Below are 13,769 nucleotides of genomic sequence, written 5' to 3'. Positions count from 1 at the left end.
GTACCTCGGCTAGTACCTCGGCGCGTTACGGGACCGCTGCACCCTGCTGGTGCGGCGGTCCTTCGCGCTCCAGCAGGCCTTGTGCCAGTGGCGCCGGTCGTCCACTCCCCCGTACTCGGGCCAGGCGACGACATGCGGGGCTCCGGCCGGGATCTCCTGGTCGCAGCCGGGGCAGCGGTAGCGCTTGCCGGGCGAGCTCGCTCCGGCGACGAGGCGGACGTACCACTCCTCGCCCTGCCAGGTCTCGCTGCGCTGCGCACCGCCGTACCGGTCGCCGGGTTCGCCCGACTGCTGCTGCTCGGGCTTCTCGCCGCCTCGGGAACGGTTGTGGCGCGGGGACACGGGCACACCTCACGGGGTCTGGGAACACGGACCGTTCCATCCAGCCTACGGGCCGCGACGCGGTGCCCCGGGCCCCGTCCGTGACGGCTTAGCCGAAAATCGCAAGAACTTCATGAACGGCCGTTGCCTTTGGCACGTGTCAGACGTTGTTGCCGATGCGAGGGGAGATACGCGTCGACCGCAAGGAGGCAGAAGGCAATGCGCGTGGGTACGTTCGTTCTGGCCGCCCAGTTCCCGGGCCAGGGACAAGGCGAGGCGTTGCACCGGGCGGTGCGGACCGCCGAGGTCGCCGAGGAGGCGGGGCTGGACTCCGTCTGGCTCGCCGAGCACCACTTCGTGCCGTACGGGGTCTGCCCCTCGGCCGTGACGCTCGCCGCGCTGCTCCTCGGGCGCACCCGGCGGTTGAGGGTGGGCACGGCGGTGAGTGTGCTGCCGACGGTCCACCCGGTCGCCCTGGGCGAGCAGGCGGCGCTGCTGCACCTCACCTCGGGCGGCCGGTTCACGCTGGGGGTGGGCCGGGGTGGTCCCTGGGTCGACCTGGAGGTGTTCGGCGCGGGTCTCGCCGCGTACGAGGGGCGCTTCCCGGAATCGCTCGACCTGCTGCTGCGCTGGCTCTCCGAGCCCCGCGTCGGCGCCGAGGGGGAACGATTCGCTTTCCGCGAGGTGGCGGTCGTGCCCCGTGCCGACGAGCTGGTCGGCGGCGAGGCGGGCCCCGAGGTGGTGGTGGCCTGCACCTCGCCGAAGAGTGTGCGGCTCGCCGCGGAGCGCGGGCTTCCGATGCTGCTCGGGATGCACTGCGGCGACGAGGACAAGGCCGAGATGGTCGCGGCCTGGAGGCGCTGCGCACGGGAGGCCGGACGGAACCCGGACGAGATCGCGCGGATCGGGGCGGGGCACGTGTCGGCGGGGGTGGCCCAGCTCGCGGACCGGGGCGCGGACGCGGCCGAGGTGCTGGTGAAGGCGATGCCGGGCTGGCTGAAACAGGGCCTCGACGCGCATGTGACGGTCGACGGCCGGCATCGGGTGATGCGGGACCCGGTGGCGTACACGGAGCTGCTGTGCAGCCTGCACCCGGTGGGCACCCCCCGGCTGGCGGCGGACCGGCTCGCGGCGACCGCGGAGCGTACGGGCATCACGCGCTTCGCCCTGCTCGCGGAGGGCTCGGGCGACCTCGCGGCGACCGAGGAGAACGTCCGGCGGCTCGGCGCGGAGGTCCTCCCGCTGCTGGTCTGAGGCCCAGCGGAGAGCGGGTGCTGCCGCTCCGGCATCTCTTCGTGGTCGACGCGTGTCGGCACGCATCGACCACGTCTCCCGCGATGCGGAGCGGCAGCACCATGTCTCAGCAGTCGCGCATTTCCGGCGACTGATTGAGCAGCTGCCCCCGTACGGACGTGAAGCGAGCAAGCCGCTCGTCCACCGACGGGTCCAGCGGGAAGACCGCCACCCGGTGGCAGTTCTGGAAGGCGAGACGCACCCCGAAGTGCCGCTGCAGGGCGCCACGAATGGCATCGCTCGCAAGCGCGCGCAGCAGCTGACCACGTGCCTGCTCATTCGGCGGCGGCGTCTGGTTGTCGGCGAATTCTCCGCCGTCGACCTTCAGCTGAGCCACCAGAGAACTGATCATCTCCCATGCGTAGGGCAGGGAGGTCCGGACGCAGTCGACGAAGTCGGCTTCGTCGACCTCGCCTCGCTCGGCCTGTTCCAACAGTGCCGGTGAGACGTCGAGCGACATGGGTTCTCCTCTCGCGACCCCGCGGACGGGGTCTTGCGGGCAGGGACGAAGGCCGGGCCGTGCGCCACGCAGCGTGCACGGACGACGACCTCCAGCTTCCACGGTAAGCGCGCAGACCTGGTCGCACCAGAAGATTGGGAACACAACAGGCTGATAACCGACGGGTGTTCGGCTAGGGATGATGCCCGAATCGCGCGGAAGAGCGCCCGTCTTGTAGCGTTGCGGACCATGCGTCTCGTCATTGCCCGTTGCTCCGTGGACTACGCGGGTCGACTCACGGCCCACCTGCCCTCCGCACCCCGTCTGATCTTGATCAAGGCAGACGGGAGCGTCTCCATCCACGCGGACGACCGGGCGTACAAACCGCTCAACTGGATGTCCCCGCCGTGCACCCTGAAGGAGGGCGTCGACGGGGAGGCAGGCGTCTGGACCGTGATCAACAAAGCGGGCGAGAAACTGATCATCACGATGGAGGAAATCCTCCACGACTCCTCGCACGAGCTCGGTGTGGACCCCGGTCTCATCAAGGACGGCGTGGAGGCCCATCTCCAGGAACTGCTCGCCGACCGCATCGAGACCCTCGGCGAGGGGTACACCCTGATCCGCCGCGAGTACCCGACCGCGATCGGCCCGGTGGACATCCTGTGCCGCGACGCGGACGGCGCGACGGTCGCGGTGGAGATCAAGCGGCGCGGTGAGATCGACGGCGTCGAGCAGCTGACCCGCTACCTGGAGCTGCTCAACCGCGACCCGCACCTGGCGCCCGTGCGGGGCGTCTTCGCGGCGCAGGAGATCAAGCCGCAGGCGAAGGTGCTCGCGACGGACCGCGGGATCGGCTGTGTGGTCCTCGACTACAACGCCATGCGCGGCATCGAGGACGACAAGCTCCGGCTCTTCTAGTCCGGCGGTCGGTACGAAGCGGTACGAGTACGGGGACGGCCCCGGGTGCGGTGAGCGCGCCCGGGGCCGTCCCCGTCTCCGTACGCGGGTCAGACGGTCGTCGTCTCCGAGGCGGCGGGGCTGTCGGAGACGGAGGGGCCGCCGCCGAGGGTCGCCGAGGCGGAGTTGCTGGGGGAGTTCTCCCCCGTCGCCGGAGGGCTGGTCGTCGTCGGAGGCGGCGTGGTCGTCTGGGGCGGGGTGGTCGGCGGGGTGGTGGTCGGGGGCGGCGGCGTCGTGGTCGTCGGAGGCGTGGTCGACGGGCGCGGCGGGCGCGTAGTGGTCGACGGGCTCGCCGGCGGCTGGGTCGTGGCGGGAGCCGTGGTGCCCGTCGGGCTGCCCGAAGGAGACGGCGCCGAGGAGGACGGGGCCGAGGACGAGCCCGACGCACTCGGGGAGCCGGAGGCGCCGGGGCTCGTCGGCGAGTCCGTCGACGAGGCCGACGGCGAGGTGCCGTCGGAGCCGGAGGCGCTCGGGGAGCCGGAGTGCGTGGGCTCGCCCGACTCGCCGCCCTCCCCCGCCTCGCCCTCGGCCGGCGGCTCGTCGCCGTCGAGGCCGTCGCCGGTGCCGCCCTCGGTCGCCGTGCTGTCGGAGGTGACGCGGTTGGTGGCGGGGTCGTCGCCGCTGCCGGAGGTCGCGCCGAGGGTGACGACGGTGCCGAGGACGACCACCAGGAGCGCGCCCGCGCCGACGGCGGCGAGGTTGCGGCGGGCGCCGGTGAGGATGCCCCCCGCGAGGCCCGGGCGGCCGCCGTCCCGGACGGTGTCGGGGCGCGTGATGAGCGTCGGGCCCTCGTCGGCGAAGTCGGGGAACGCGGGGAACGCGGGAGCCGCGGAAGCCGTGGGAGCCGTGAGAGCCACGGCCTGTGCCGGGCCGCCGGGCAGCGGGGCCGTGAGCGGCTCCGGGGACGCGGGGCGGTCCGGACGGCGCCTCAGGGCGGGTGTCCCCCTCGGCGGGGAGACGGGCTCCTCGGCGCGGGCGGCGACCGGGGTGTCGTGGTCCCCCGAGAGGTCGGCGACGAGCGCGAGCGCCCGGCGTCCGGCGACGGTGCCGCGCTTGTCGGCGAGCACCCCCCTCATGCCGATGGAGGCCTCCAGCTCGGCGCGGGCCCGCTCCAGGTTTCCGGCGCAGATCGCGAGGACGCCGAGCTCGTGATGGAAGTACGCCTCCTCGGCGACGTCCCCGGTGAGCCGGGCGGCCTCCTGACCGGCGCGCAGGGCGCGTTCCCAGGCGCCCCAGTGCAGTCCCGCGGCGAAGGCGGGTGCGGCGGTGCGGGCGAGGAGGACGGCGGTGGCCCGGCGCTCCGCGTCGCCTTCGGCGTCGGACCCGGCCCCCGTGCCGGCGCTCGGGACGAGGGCGGCCAGGGCGGCGAGCAGGGCGTCGGACTCGGCGGCGGCGCGGTCGGGGGTGACGGAGGGGTGGCCGGCCCACCAGGCATAGTGCCGGCCCGCGCTGTGGACGCGGTCGGCGGCGTCGTGTCCGTACCCGTGGGCGAGGAGCTGGGTGAGGACGCCGGTGGCGAGCCGGTAGCGGCTGCCGACCGGGGAGAGCAGGCCGGAGGCGAGGAGTTCACCGAGGGCGGCGTCGGCGTGGGTGTCGCCGACGAGGGCCGGCAGGTGGGCCTGGTGCGGGAGTTCGCCGCCGAGGGCGACGGCGAAGCGCAGGGCCGTCTGGGCGGAGCGGCTGAGGCGGGAGGCGAGGAGGGCCGCGGGCGCGGCGCCCTCGCCGAGGCTGGGCAGGGGTATCTCGCGCAGTTCGATGTCGGGGTCGTCGATCCCGTCGAAGGCCGCGGCGGCGACGGCTGCGGCCGCCGCCGGGTCGGCCGGTCCGAAGGCCTCCTCGAGGGCGCCGAAGGCGTCGAACTCCGCCGGGGTGACGCGCAGCCGGTCGCGCTGGCGGAGCAGCGCCCCGGCCTGGACGAAGCGCAGCGGGAGGCCCTCGGACTCGAACCACAGGTCGCCGGCCCAGTTGGCCTCCTCGTCGGTGAGGGTGCGGCCGACGGCGCTCTCCAGAAGCGTGAGGGCGGCGCCGCGGCCGAGGCCGGCGAGGGCGACCTCCTCGACGTGGGCGTCGGCCGAGGCGGCGGGCGCGTCGGGGGCGGCGGCGAGGAGGAAGGCGCACTCGGGGGCGGCGGCGAGGAGCTCGTCGAGGGCGGCGCCGCCGAACTCCAGGTCGTCGACGACGACGACGGCGCCGATGTCGCGGAGCCGGTCGGGGAGCGTGGTCCGGTCGGGCCGGTGGTTCGGGGCGTACCGGACGGCGGTGAAGAGCTCGTGGAGGAGTTCGGCGGGGGTCCGGTGGTGGCCGGAGAGGCGGACGACGCCGTCGGGGGCGAGCTCCGCGCAGTCGGCGGCGACCGCGTCGAGGAGGGCGGTGCGGCCGGAGCCGGCGGGGCCGGTCAGGCGGGCGGAGCGGCCGCGGGCGAGGATCTCGGCGAGCCGCTCGCGCTGGTCCTGGCGTTCGAGGAGGGGCAGCTCGGGGGCGGCGGGCCCGGGGGGTACGGAGGGTGCGGCGGCGCGGGCGGCCTCGGCGCGCTCCTCGGGGGTGCGTCGGCGGGGGGCCCCGGGCTCCTGGCCGGGCGGGCAGGGCTCGATCTCGCTGCCGTCGACGGGGTTGACGGTGAGGAGCAGCTCGCCGGAGACGAGGCGGACGACGCGGGCGCGGGCGGGGGACGCGGGTGAGCGCTCGGGCAGGGCCGCGCCGAGTGCGGGGCGGGCGTCCTCGCCCTCGGTGTCGTGACCGTACTCCTCCGACCCAGGGTTGATCGGGTCCATGGTGCAAGCCCCCAAGAAGCGCTGTGTCAGGGTGCCCGCCGGGTGGGTCCGTCATTGTGCGGGCGAGCGAACCCTAGACCGTGGTCAGGCGGTCGGGAACAGCCGGGGTGCCCGCGAGACCAAGACGTCACGGTCTTGTGAGGATTGAGCGTGACGCCTGGTTCACACAGCGGCTTCACAGAGCCGTGTCCCGCCTGTCACTTCCGCCCGTCGGCTCACACCCGGGGCAGCGACTCCGCGGCGAGACCGCCCTCGATGGCGAGGATGCGGTGGAGCCGGGTGGCCACGAGCAGCCGCTGCATCTGGGGTGGCACCCCGCGCAGGACGAGGCGCCGGCCGCAGCGCCCGGCCCGCCGGTGGGCACCCATGATCACGCCGAGTCCGGTCGCGTCCCAGGAGTCGAGGCCGGTCAGGTCGAGCACGAGGTCGCCGACACCGTCGTCGACGGCAGAGTGCAGGACCGTACGGGCGTCCGCAGCGCTGCGGACGTCGAGGCGGCCCCCGACGACCAGCTCGACGTGGTCGCCCCTGATGTGCATATGCGCTCCCCGAGAGTGCTCCGTCTTCGCAACAACTGACTGCCGCACCGGCAGAAGCGTTGCGCCCTGTCAGCGAACCGGTACCTAAATTCACCCCACGGAGTGAGGGCGGGGTGGTGGGCCGGGCTCAGTGCTTGTAGAAGCCCTGCCCGCTCTTGCGCCCGATGTCACCCGCGTCCACCATCCGGCGCATCAGCTCCGGGGGCGCGAACTTCTCGTCCTGGGACTCGGTGTAGATGTTGTTGGCCGCGTTCACCAGGATGTCGATGCCGGTGAGGTCGGCGGTGGCGAGCGGGCCCATGGCGTGGCCGAAGCCGAGCTTGCAGGCGATGTCGATGTCCTCGGCGGTGGCGACGCCCGACTCGTGGAGCTTGGCGGCCTCGACGACGAGGGCGGCGATGAGCCGGGTGGTGACGAAGCCGGCCACGTCACGGTTGACGACGATGCAGGTCTTGCCGACCGACTCGGCGAACTCCCGGGCGGTGGCGAGGGTGGCGTCGCTCGTCTTGTAGCCGCGGACGAGCTCGCAGAGCTGCATCATCGGGACCGGCGAGAAGAAGTGGGTGCCGACGACGGCCTCGGGGCGCTCGGTCACCGCGGCGATCTTGGTGATCGGGATCGCGGAGGTGTTGGAGGCGAGGACGGCGCCGTCCTTGGCGACCTTGTCGAGCGAGCGGAAGATCTCGTGCTTGACGTCGAGGTTCTCGAAGACGGCCTCGACGATGATGTCGGCGTCGGCGACGGCCTCGAGCTCGGTCGTGGCGGTGATCCGGCCGAGTGCGGCCTCGGCGTCGGCGGCGCTCAGCTTGCCCTTGGCGACGAACCGGTCGTACGACGCCTTGATTCCGTCGGTGCCGCGGGTCAGGGCGGCGTCGGTGACGTCACGCAGGACGACGTCCCAGCCTGCCTGTGCCGAGACCTGCGCGATGCCGGACCCCATGAGTCCGGCCCCGATGACGGCGAGCTTCCTGGCCACGATGTTCCACCCCTTAACGCCTGTTCACTTCTGGCTCTCCGGCGGAGATTAGCGGTCGCGGGGCGCCATGTGACCGCTAAGTAACGCGCGTCACGCCCTCTTTGACGGACGTCACACTCACGACACCCCTTCCGCGTCCCATTCCGGTCGCCAGATACCCCTAGGGGGTATAGAGTCTCCGGCATTCGCCCGCCGATCGAGGCACCGAGCCGAGACCCGGAGAGGAGGTGCCGTCATGCGTCCGTACGCCCTGGGAGCCGCCCCCGCGCCCCTGCTGCTCCTGACCGGCATGGTCAGCCTGCAGTTCGGCTCCGCCTTCGCGAAGCGGCTCTTCGAGGAGACCGGCCCGACCGGCGCGACCCTGCTGCGCCTCCTCATCGCCGCCGCCCTGCTCTGCCTCCTGTCCCGGCCAGCGCCACGGCTCCTTCGCGTCCACTGGCGACTGCTGCTCCCCTACGGGGCCGTCTTCGCCGTCATGCAGTTCGCCTTCTACGAAGCGACCTCCCGGCTGCCCCTCGGCGTCGTCGTGACGCTGGAGTTCAGCGGACCGCTCCTGCTCGCGGCGGTCACCTCGCGGCGCGCGCTCGACCGGCTCTGGGTGGCGGTCGCGGCCGTCGGCCTGCTCGTGCTCGGCGGTACGCGGGGCATGGACGATCCGGTCGGCCTCGCCGCGAGCCTGCTCACCGGCGCGGCGCTGACCGGCTACATCCTCCTCGGCGCCCGGGTGGGCCGCGCGGTCCCCGGCGGCTCCGGCCTGGCGCTCGGCCTGACCGTGGCCGCCGTCCTCGCGCTGCCCACCGCTCCCGCCCTCGGCCTGCCCTCCCCCGGGGTCCTGCTCGAACCCGGGGTACTCGGGGCCGCACTGGCGGTGGCGGTCCTGACGACCGTCGTCCCCTTCTCGCTGGAGTTCGCCGCGCTGCGCCGGCTGCCGCCCCGGGTCTTCGCCGTGCTGTCCACGGTGGAGCCGGTCATCGCGGCCCTGGTGGGCCTGGCCCTCCTCGGCGAACGGCTCTCACCCGCCCAATGGGCCGCCGTGCTCTGCGTGGTGACCGCGGCCGTCGGCACCGCCCGCCGGCCGACGGCACCCGACGAGCCCCCCGCACCATCCGATCGATCCCCTTCCCGGAAGAACGGAGTGCACACGTGAACACCCTGACCACCCCCCGGACCCACACCCTCCCGCCGAGGGTCGCGCCCCTCCTGGAGACCGTCGACCCCGCCGTCCGCTCGGCGGTCCTCGTCGCGGGCGGCTACTTCGAGGCGACCGCCGGCATCGGGGAGTTCTCGCTGAGCTCCTTCGCCCTGGCCCAGGAGACCGGCGCCGCCGCCCGCCGCCTCCACCGGGGCAACAAGGTGGTGTACGACGTCATCGTCAACGACCTCGGGATGTCCTGTTCCGACGACGTGTGTACGCTGCCGGCCGCCGGCCCCGCGGAGACCGACCTCACCCCGCTCACCGCCGCGGCCGCCGAAGCCGGGACCTCCTTCACCGTCACGCGCGAACGCACGCTGCGCAATCGCGCCGCGCGCGCCATGAAGCGGCGGCTGCGCGACCCGGCCGAGCACCCGCTGTTCTCCCTGGACGGGGACGAGATCGTCTTCCGCTCCCGTCAGTACGAGAAGGTGCTCGCCGGGGTCGTCAGGGACGACCACGTCGTACCGCGCTGCCCGCTCCTCGTCGCCGAGTACTTCGCGCGCTACTTCGCCCGGCTGCGGGCCGCCTTCCCCGACTGCGCCCGCCGCCATGTCGTCGACGTCAGCTCCCTCGCCGACCGGGACAAGGTCACCAAGGGCGCCGAGATCTACCTCCGCACCCAGGCGGACCCCGCCGAGGAGATCGTGCTGGTCTTCGCCGACGCGGCCTGCGCCGATCCGATCGCCCTGCCCTACACCGCCGACGACTTCTGACAGGGAGTACAGGCATGGCCACGATCTATCTCGACCACCAGGCGACCACACCGACCGACCCGGCGGTCGTCGAGGCGATGACCTTCGCCGCCACCCACTGCTACGCCAACCCGTCCAGCCCGCACGCGGCCGGCATCCGCGCCTTCCGCGAGGTCGAGCGGGCGCGCGGAGCCGTCGCCCGGCTGATCGGGGCGGCGCGCAGCGAGATCTACTTCACCTCGGGCGCGACGGAGGGCAACAACCTCGCGATCAAGGGGGTCGTCACACCCGGCGAACGGCGCCACGTGGTGACCACGGCCGTGGAACACAAGTCCGTCCTCGACAGCTGCCGTGCCCTGCGGGCCGCCGGGCACGACGTGACCGTGCTGCCCGTCGACACCGAGGGCAGGGTCTCCCCGCGCCAGGTGGCGACGGCGCTCCGGCCGGACACCGCGCTGGTCTCGGTGATGCTGGCGAACAACGAGACCTCCACGATCCAGCCGGTGGCGGAGATCGGCGCGGTCACGCGGGCCGTCGGCGTGCCGCTGCACTGCGACGCGACGCAGGGCGTGGGCTCCCTCCCGGTCGACGTCCGAGCGCTCGGCGTCGACCTCCTCACCTTCTCGGGACACAAGATCTACGGCCCGAAGGGCGTCGGCGTCCTGTACGTCTCCAACCGTCTGTCGGACCGCGCCCCGCTGGCACCCCTGCTGCACGGCGGCGGCCAGGAGCGCGGACTGCGCGCGGGCACGGTCAACACCGCCGCCGTCATCGGTCTGGGCGCGGCCGTCGGCGTGCTCACGACGGGCCGGGAGGAGGAGGCGGTCCGGCTGGCCGGACTGCGGGAGCGGTTCCTGTCCACGCTCGCCGAGCTGGTCCCGTACGCGCTGAACAGCGGCACGGGACCGGGGTTCCTGCCGCACGCGGTGAACCTGTCCTTCGAGGGCACCGATGCCCAGCAGCTGCTCCTGGAGGTCACGGACATCGCGGTGTCGACGGGTTCGGCCTGCAACAGTGCGGCGCAGGAGCCCTCGCACGTCCTCACGGCGACCGGTCTCACGCCGGAGCGGATCCGGGGCAGCATCCGGGTGGGCTTCGGCCGCTTCACCACCGAGGAGGACGTCGTCCACGCTGCCCGCGCACTGGCGGCCGGGGTCTCGCGCCCGGCGGTCGGGGCGGCCTGATCGCCAAGGCATAGGCTGGCCCCCATGGTCAATCTGACGCGCATCTACACCCGTACCGGCGACCAGGGCACCACCGCCCTCGGTGACATGAGCCGGACCGCCAAGACGGATCTGCGGATCTCGGCCTACGCCGACGCCAACGAGGCCAACGCCGTCATCGGCACGGCCGTCGCCCTCGGGCAGCTGGACGAGGAGGTCGTGAAGGTCCTCGTCCGCGTCCAGAACGACCTGTTCGATGTGGGCGCGGACCTGTGCACGCCGGTCGTGGAGGACCCGAAGTACCCGCCGCTGCGTGTCGAGCAGTCGTACGTCGACAAGCTGGAGGCCGACTGCGACCGCTTCCTTGAGGAGCTGGAGAAGCTGCGCTCCTTCATCCTGCCGGGCGGCACGCCCGGTGCGGCGCTGCTGCACCAGGCGTGCACGGTGGTCCGGCGGGCGGAGCGCTCCACGTGGGCGGCCCTCGAGGTGCACGGCGAGTCGATGAACGCCCTGACCGCCACGTACCTCAACCGGCTCTCCGACCTCCTGTTCATCCTGGCCAGGGTGGCCAACAAGGAGGTCGGAGACGTGCTCTGGGTACCCGGCGGAGAGCGCTAGACCGGACGCCGGGCATGCCCTTGCCGGGGGTCCGGGGGTTGTCCCCCGGGGGATGCAGCATCCTTGCGCGGACCGCGAACAAGGAGGTCGGGGACGTGCTGTGGGTCCCGGGCGGCGACCGCTGAATCGGCTTGCGGGGCCTTCTTCGGCCAGATCGCGTACGTGAGCGCGATCAGGCCGTGGATGCCCGCCGCCCGCCAGGCGAAGAAGATCCAGCTCCGCAGCGACTCGGTGTTCCCGTCGCCGCCGACGTACCCGATCGCCAGGAGCAGCAGGACGGAGGCGACGGACGCGGCGACCACCGAGCCGAGCCAGACCCGGCCCTCGTGCCGGGCGCGCGCCATGCCGTACTGCGGCGGCTTCCGCGGCGGCGGGCCACCGCCGAGGCGGTGGGCGGCGTGGCCGTCGAGCCATTTCACGGTGCGGTGGCCGTGGCCGACGGTGTAGCCGATGTACACGGCGGCGAGACCGTGCCGCCAGCTCGGTTCGGCCCCGTTCTTGAGGTCGATCGCGGTGACGACCAGGAGCAGGACCTCCAGGAGCGGCTCGCACAGCAGCAGCGCCATGCCCGCCCGGGGCATCTTCAGGAGATAGCGGGTGGCGAGGCCGGCGGCCAGCAGGACCCAGAAGCCGACCTCGCAGATCACGATCAGCGCGACGATCACGACGGTTCCCCTTTCGGTTCCCTCTCAGCGTCCCGTGCGATCGGACGCGCTTCGTCGTCGCCGGTGAGGAAGTCCGTCTACATCCTTCGACGGAGGGACGGATCGGCCCGGACGAGGAGGTCCCCCCGGACGGGGGCGTGTTGGATGGGTACGTGACGCTTCCCCGCCCGCACCGCATCGACCTGTACATCGCCGCCACCGGGCTGGTCGGCGGCCTGATCCTGTGGTCGTTCGGACTCTTCGTGACCGGGGACCACGTCATCGGGCCGCGCTGGGCGACGCTGATCCCGCTGACCGTGATGGCCGCGATGGAGGCCCTGCGCCGGGCCGCTCCCCGGACCGCCCTGATCGTCGCCACCCTGGCGATCGTCGGCGACCAGTTCACCAACGGCAATCTCGCCACGGTCCTGATGTTCACGGACGTGGTCTACGCGGCGGTGGTGTACGGCACGCCCGCCCAGGCCCGGCGCATCCCGTACACCATGGGTCTGATCACCGTCACGGCCACGGTGGTCTTCCTCGTCTGGTGGCAGAACGCGGTCGCGCTCCTCGTGGGCGTGATCACCGGCATGATCTCCTTCCTCCCGGCGATCACGGGCGCGGTCGTCCGCAACCACCGGGAGGCGGCCGACGCCGCCCGGCTGCGCGCCGAACAGACCGCGCTGCTCGCCGAGATGGACCGGGCGCAGGCGGTGGTGGCCGAGCGGTCGCGGATGGCGCGCGAGCTGCACGACATGGTGGCGAACCACCTCTCGGCGATCGCGATCCACTCCACGGCCGCGCTCTCGCTCGACGAGCCGGCCACCACCCGGCAGGCGCTGACCGTGATCCGGGAGAACAGCGTGGCGGGGCTCGCGGAGATGCGGCGCCTCATCGGGCTGCTGCGGGAGGGCAGCGGGGACACGGAGCCTGCCGCCGCTCCCACGCTCGCCGGGCTGGACGCGCTGGTGGCCCAGGCCGCGGCGAACGCGGAGCCCAGCGGTCTGGTGCTCGCCCTCGACGACACCCGGGAGAGCGGCGCGGGGCTCCCGGCGCCGGTGGAGCTGGCCGCGTACCGGATCGTCCAGGAGTCCCTGACGAACGCGCTCAAGCACGCGGCGCCCGGGGAGGTGCGGGTGACCCTGGGCCAGGACCCGGGGGCGCTGTGGGTGCGGGTGACGAGTCCGTACGGGGAGCGGCCCGGGCCGACCGCGCCCGGTTCGGGGGCCGGTCTCGTGGGGATGCGGGAGCGGGTGGCACTGCTCGACGGGGTCTTCGAGGCGGGTCCGGTCACGGACGACGAGGGACGGAAACGGTGGCGGGTCCGGGCGGAGCTGCCCGTGGACGCGAGCGACGAGGAGCGGGCATGACGGTGCGGGTGGTGGTCGCCGAGGACCAGAGCGCGGTACGGGCCGGGCTGGTCCTGATCCTGGGCAGCGCCCCGGACATCGAGGTGGTCGGGGAGGCGGCGGACGGGGAGCGGGCGGTGGAGCTGGCGCGCGAGCTGCGCCCGGACCTGGTCCTGATGGACGTGCAGATGCCCCGGATGGACGGGGTGACGGCGACCGGGATCGTCGTCGCGGAGGGGCTCGCGGACGTCCTCGTCCTGACGACCTTCGATCTGGACGCGTACGTGTTCGGGGCGCTGCGGGCGGGCGCGGCGGGCTTCCTGCTGAAGAACGCGGAGGCGCGGGAGCTGATCGAGGCGGTACGGACCGTGGGGCGCGGCGAGGGACTGATCGCCCCGGCGGTGACCCGGCGGCTGATCGCCGAGTTCGCCGCGACGGGCAGGCCGGCGCGTACGGACGCGGGGACGGACCCGGCGGTGCTCGACGCCCTGACACCCCGGGAGCGGGAGGTGCTGTCGACGCTGGGCGGCGGACTGTCGAACGCGGAGATCGCGGTACGGCTCGACATGGCGGAGGCGACGGTGAAGACGCACGTCAGCAAGGTCCTGGGGAAGCTGGGGCTGCGCAGCAGGGTCCAAGCGGCGGTACTGGCACAGGAGTTGGGCGTCTAACCGAAGAACGGCGACGTTGGTCTGGACCTCTTGACGATTGGTCCAGACCTTCCTACGCTCGCGGGGCGCGCGCATCTTCACGGACCACCCCCACCTTTGTCCGTCCGCAACTTGAGGAGCACCGTTGAGCACTCAAGC

Annotated in this window: 14 protein-coding genes; 8 read left to right on the top strand and 6 right to left on the bottom strand. The window is 73.1% G+C overall.

What is annotated here, in order from left to right; all coding sequences use genetic code 11:
- Positions 1-9 precede the first annotated feature (9 nt).
- A complete protein-coding gene (locus tag OG580_RS24895) occupies positions 10-342 on the bottom strand; it encodes an ATP/GTP-binding protein (protein WP_267045885.1) in 333 nt (110 codons plus the stop codon).
- A 198-nt stretch (positions 343-540) separates the two neighbouring features.
- Here OG580_RS24895 and OG580_RS24890 point away from each other — a divergent pair, with 198 nt between their 5' ends.
- Positions 541-1,575 (top strand): LLM class flavin-dependent oxidoreductase, encoded by a 1,035-nt coding sequence (locus OG580_RS24890; protein ID WP_267045884.1) that lies wholly within the window; start codon positions 541-543, stop codon positions 1,573-1,575.
- Positions 1,576-1,681: 106 nt separating this feature from the next.
- Here OG580_RS24890 and OG580_RS24885 read toward each other — a convergent pair whose 3' ends face one another.
- Positions 1,682-2,074 carry an SCO5389 family protein gene (locus tag OG580_RS24885; protein WP_267045883.1) on the bottom strand — a complete coding sequence of 131 codons (393 nt, stop codon included), beginning with the start codon at positions 2,072-2,074 and terminating at the stop codon, positions 1,682-1,684.
- Positions 2,075-2,302: 228 nt separating this feature from the next.
- On the opposite strand from OG580_RS24885, the gene nucS reads away from it, so the two are divergent.
- Positions 2,303-2,974 carry an endonuclease NucS gene (nucS, locus tag OG580_RS24880; protein WP_267045882.1) on the top strand — a complete coding sequence of 224 codons (672 nt, stop codon included), beginning with the start codon at positions 2,303-2,305 and terminating at the stop codon, positions 2,972-2,974.
- Between the two features lie 89 nt (positions 2,975-3,063).
- Here the strand turns inward: nucS and OG580_RS24875 are convergent, their stop codons facing one another.
- From OG580_RS24875 to OG580_RS24865, 3 genes are all read right to left on the bottom strand, one after another.
- Positions 3,064-5,784: an ATP-binding protein gene (locus OG580_RS24875; protein WP_267045881.1), complete on the bottom strand. Its 2,721-nt coding sequence runs from the start codon at positions 5,782-5,784 to the stop codon at positions 3,064-3,066.
- Positions 5,785-5,999: 215 nt separating this feature from the next.
- Complete coding sequence (locus OG580_RS24870) at positions 6,000-6,323, bottom strand: STAS domain-containing protein (RefSeq protein ID WP_024761898.1); 324 nt, start codon at positions 6,321-6,323, stop codon at positions 6,000-6,002.
- Positions 6,324-6,450: 127 nt separating this feature from the next.
- Positions 6,451-7,299 carry a 3-hydroxyacyl-CoA dehydrogenase family protein gene (locus OG580_RS24865; protein WP_267045880.1) on the bottom strand — a complete coding sequence of 283 codons (849 nt, stop codon included), beginning with the start codon at positions 7,297-7,299 and terminating at the stop codon, positions 6,451-6,453.
- A 235-nt stretch (positions 7,300-7,534) separates the two neighbouring features.
- On the opposite strand from OG580_RS24865, the gene OG580_RS24860 reads away from it, so the two are divergent.
- From OG580_RS24860 to OG580_RS24845, 4 genes are read left to right on the top strand one after another with little or no spacing between them, the layout of a single operon-like run.
- A complete protein-coding gene (locus tag OG580_RS24860) occupies positions 7,535-8,446 on the top strand; it encodes a DMT family transporter (protein ID WP_267045879.1) in 912 nt (303 codons plus the stop codon).
- On the top strand, positions 8,443-9,207 hold the full coding sequence (locus OG580_RS24855; RefSeq protein ID WP_267045878.1) for a hypothetical protein: 765 nt from the start codon (positions 8,443-8,445) through the stop codon (positions 9,205-9,207). Before OG580_RS24860 ends, OG580_RS24855 begins: the two co-directional genes overlap by 4 nt.
- 14 nt (positions 9,208-9,221) lie before the next feature.
- Positions 9,222-10,370 (top strand): cysteine desulfurase family protein, encoded by a 1,149-nt coding sequence (locus OG580_RS24850; protein ID WP_267045877.1) that lies wholly within the window; start codon positions 9,222-9,224, stop codon positions 10,368-10,370.
- A 24-nt stretch (positions 10,371-10,394) separates the two neighbouring features.
- Positions 10,395-10,967, top strand: a complete 573-nt coding sequence (locus tag OG580_RS24845; RefSeq protein ID WP_267045876.1) for a cob(I)yrinic acid a,c-diamide adenosyltransferase — start codon at positions 10,395-10,397, stop codon at positions 10,965-10,967.
- On the opposite strand, the gene OG580_RS24840 is transcribed toward OG580_RS24845, so the two are convergent.
- A complete protein-coding gene (locus OG580_RS24840) occupies positions 10,964-11,632 on the bottom strand; it encodes a hypothetical protein (RefSeq protein ID WP_267045875.1) in 669 nt (222 codons plus the stop codon). The genes OG580_RS24845 and OG580_RS24840 overlap by 4 nt on opposite strands.
- Positions 11,633-11,784: 152 nt before the next feature.
- Between OG580_RS24840 and OG580_RS24835 the strand changes: the two genes are divergently transcribed.
- On the top strand, positions 11,785-12,981 hold the full coding sequence (locus tag OG580_RS24835; RefSeq protein WP_267045874.1) for a sensor histidine kinase: 1,197 nt from the start codon (positions 11,785-11,787) through the stop codon (positions 12,979-12,981).
- Entirely contained in the window at positions 12,978-13,631 is a 654-nt protein-coding gene (locus tag OG580_RS24830) for a response regulator transcription factor (RefSeq protein WP_267045873.1), read from the top strand. Before OG580_RS24835 ends, OG580_RS24830 begins: the two co-directional genes overlap by 4 nt.
- The last annotated feature ends 138 nt before the right edge of the window (positions 13,632-13,769 follow it).

Source organism: Streptomyces sp. NBC_00094 (genome assembly GCF_026343125.1).
Classification (GTDB): domain Bacteria; phylum Actinomycetota; class Actinomycetes; order Streptomycetales; family Streptomycetaceae; genus Streptomyces.
Note: the sequence above shows the minus strand (reverse complement) of the source record. Positions and strands in the feature narration are given on the sequence as shown.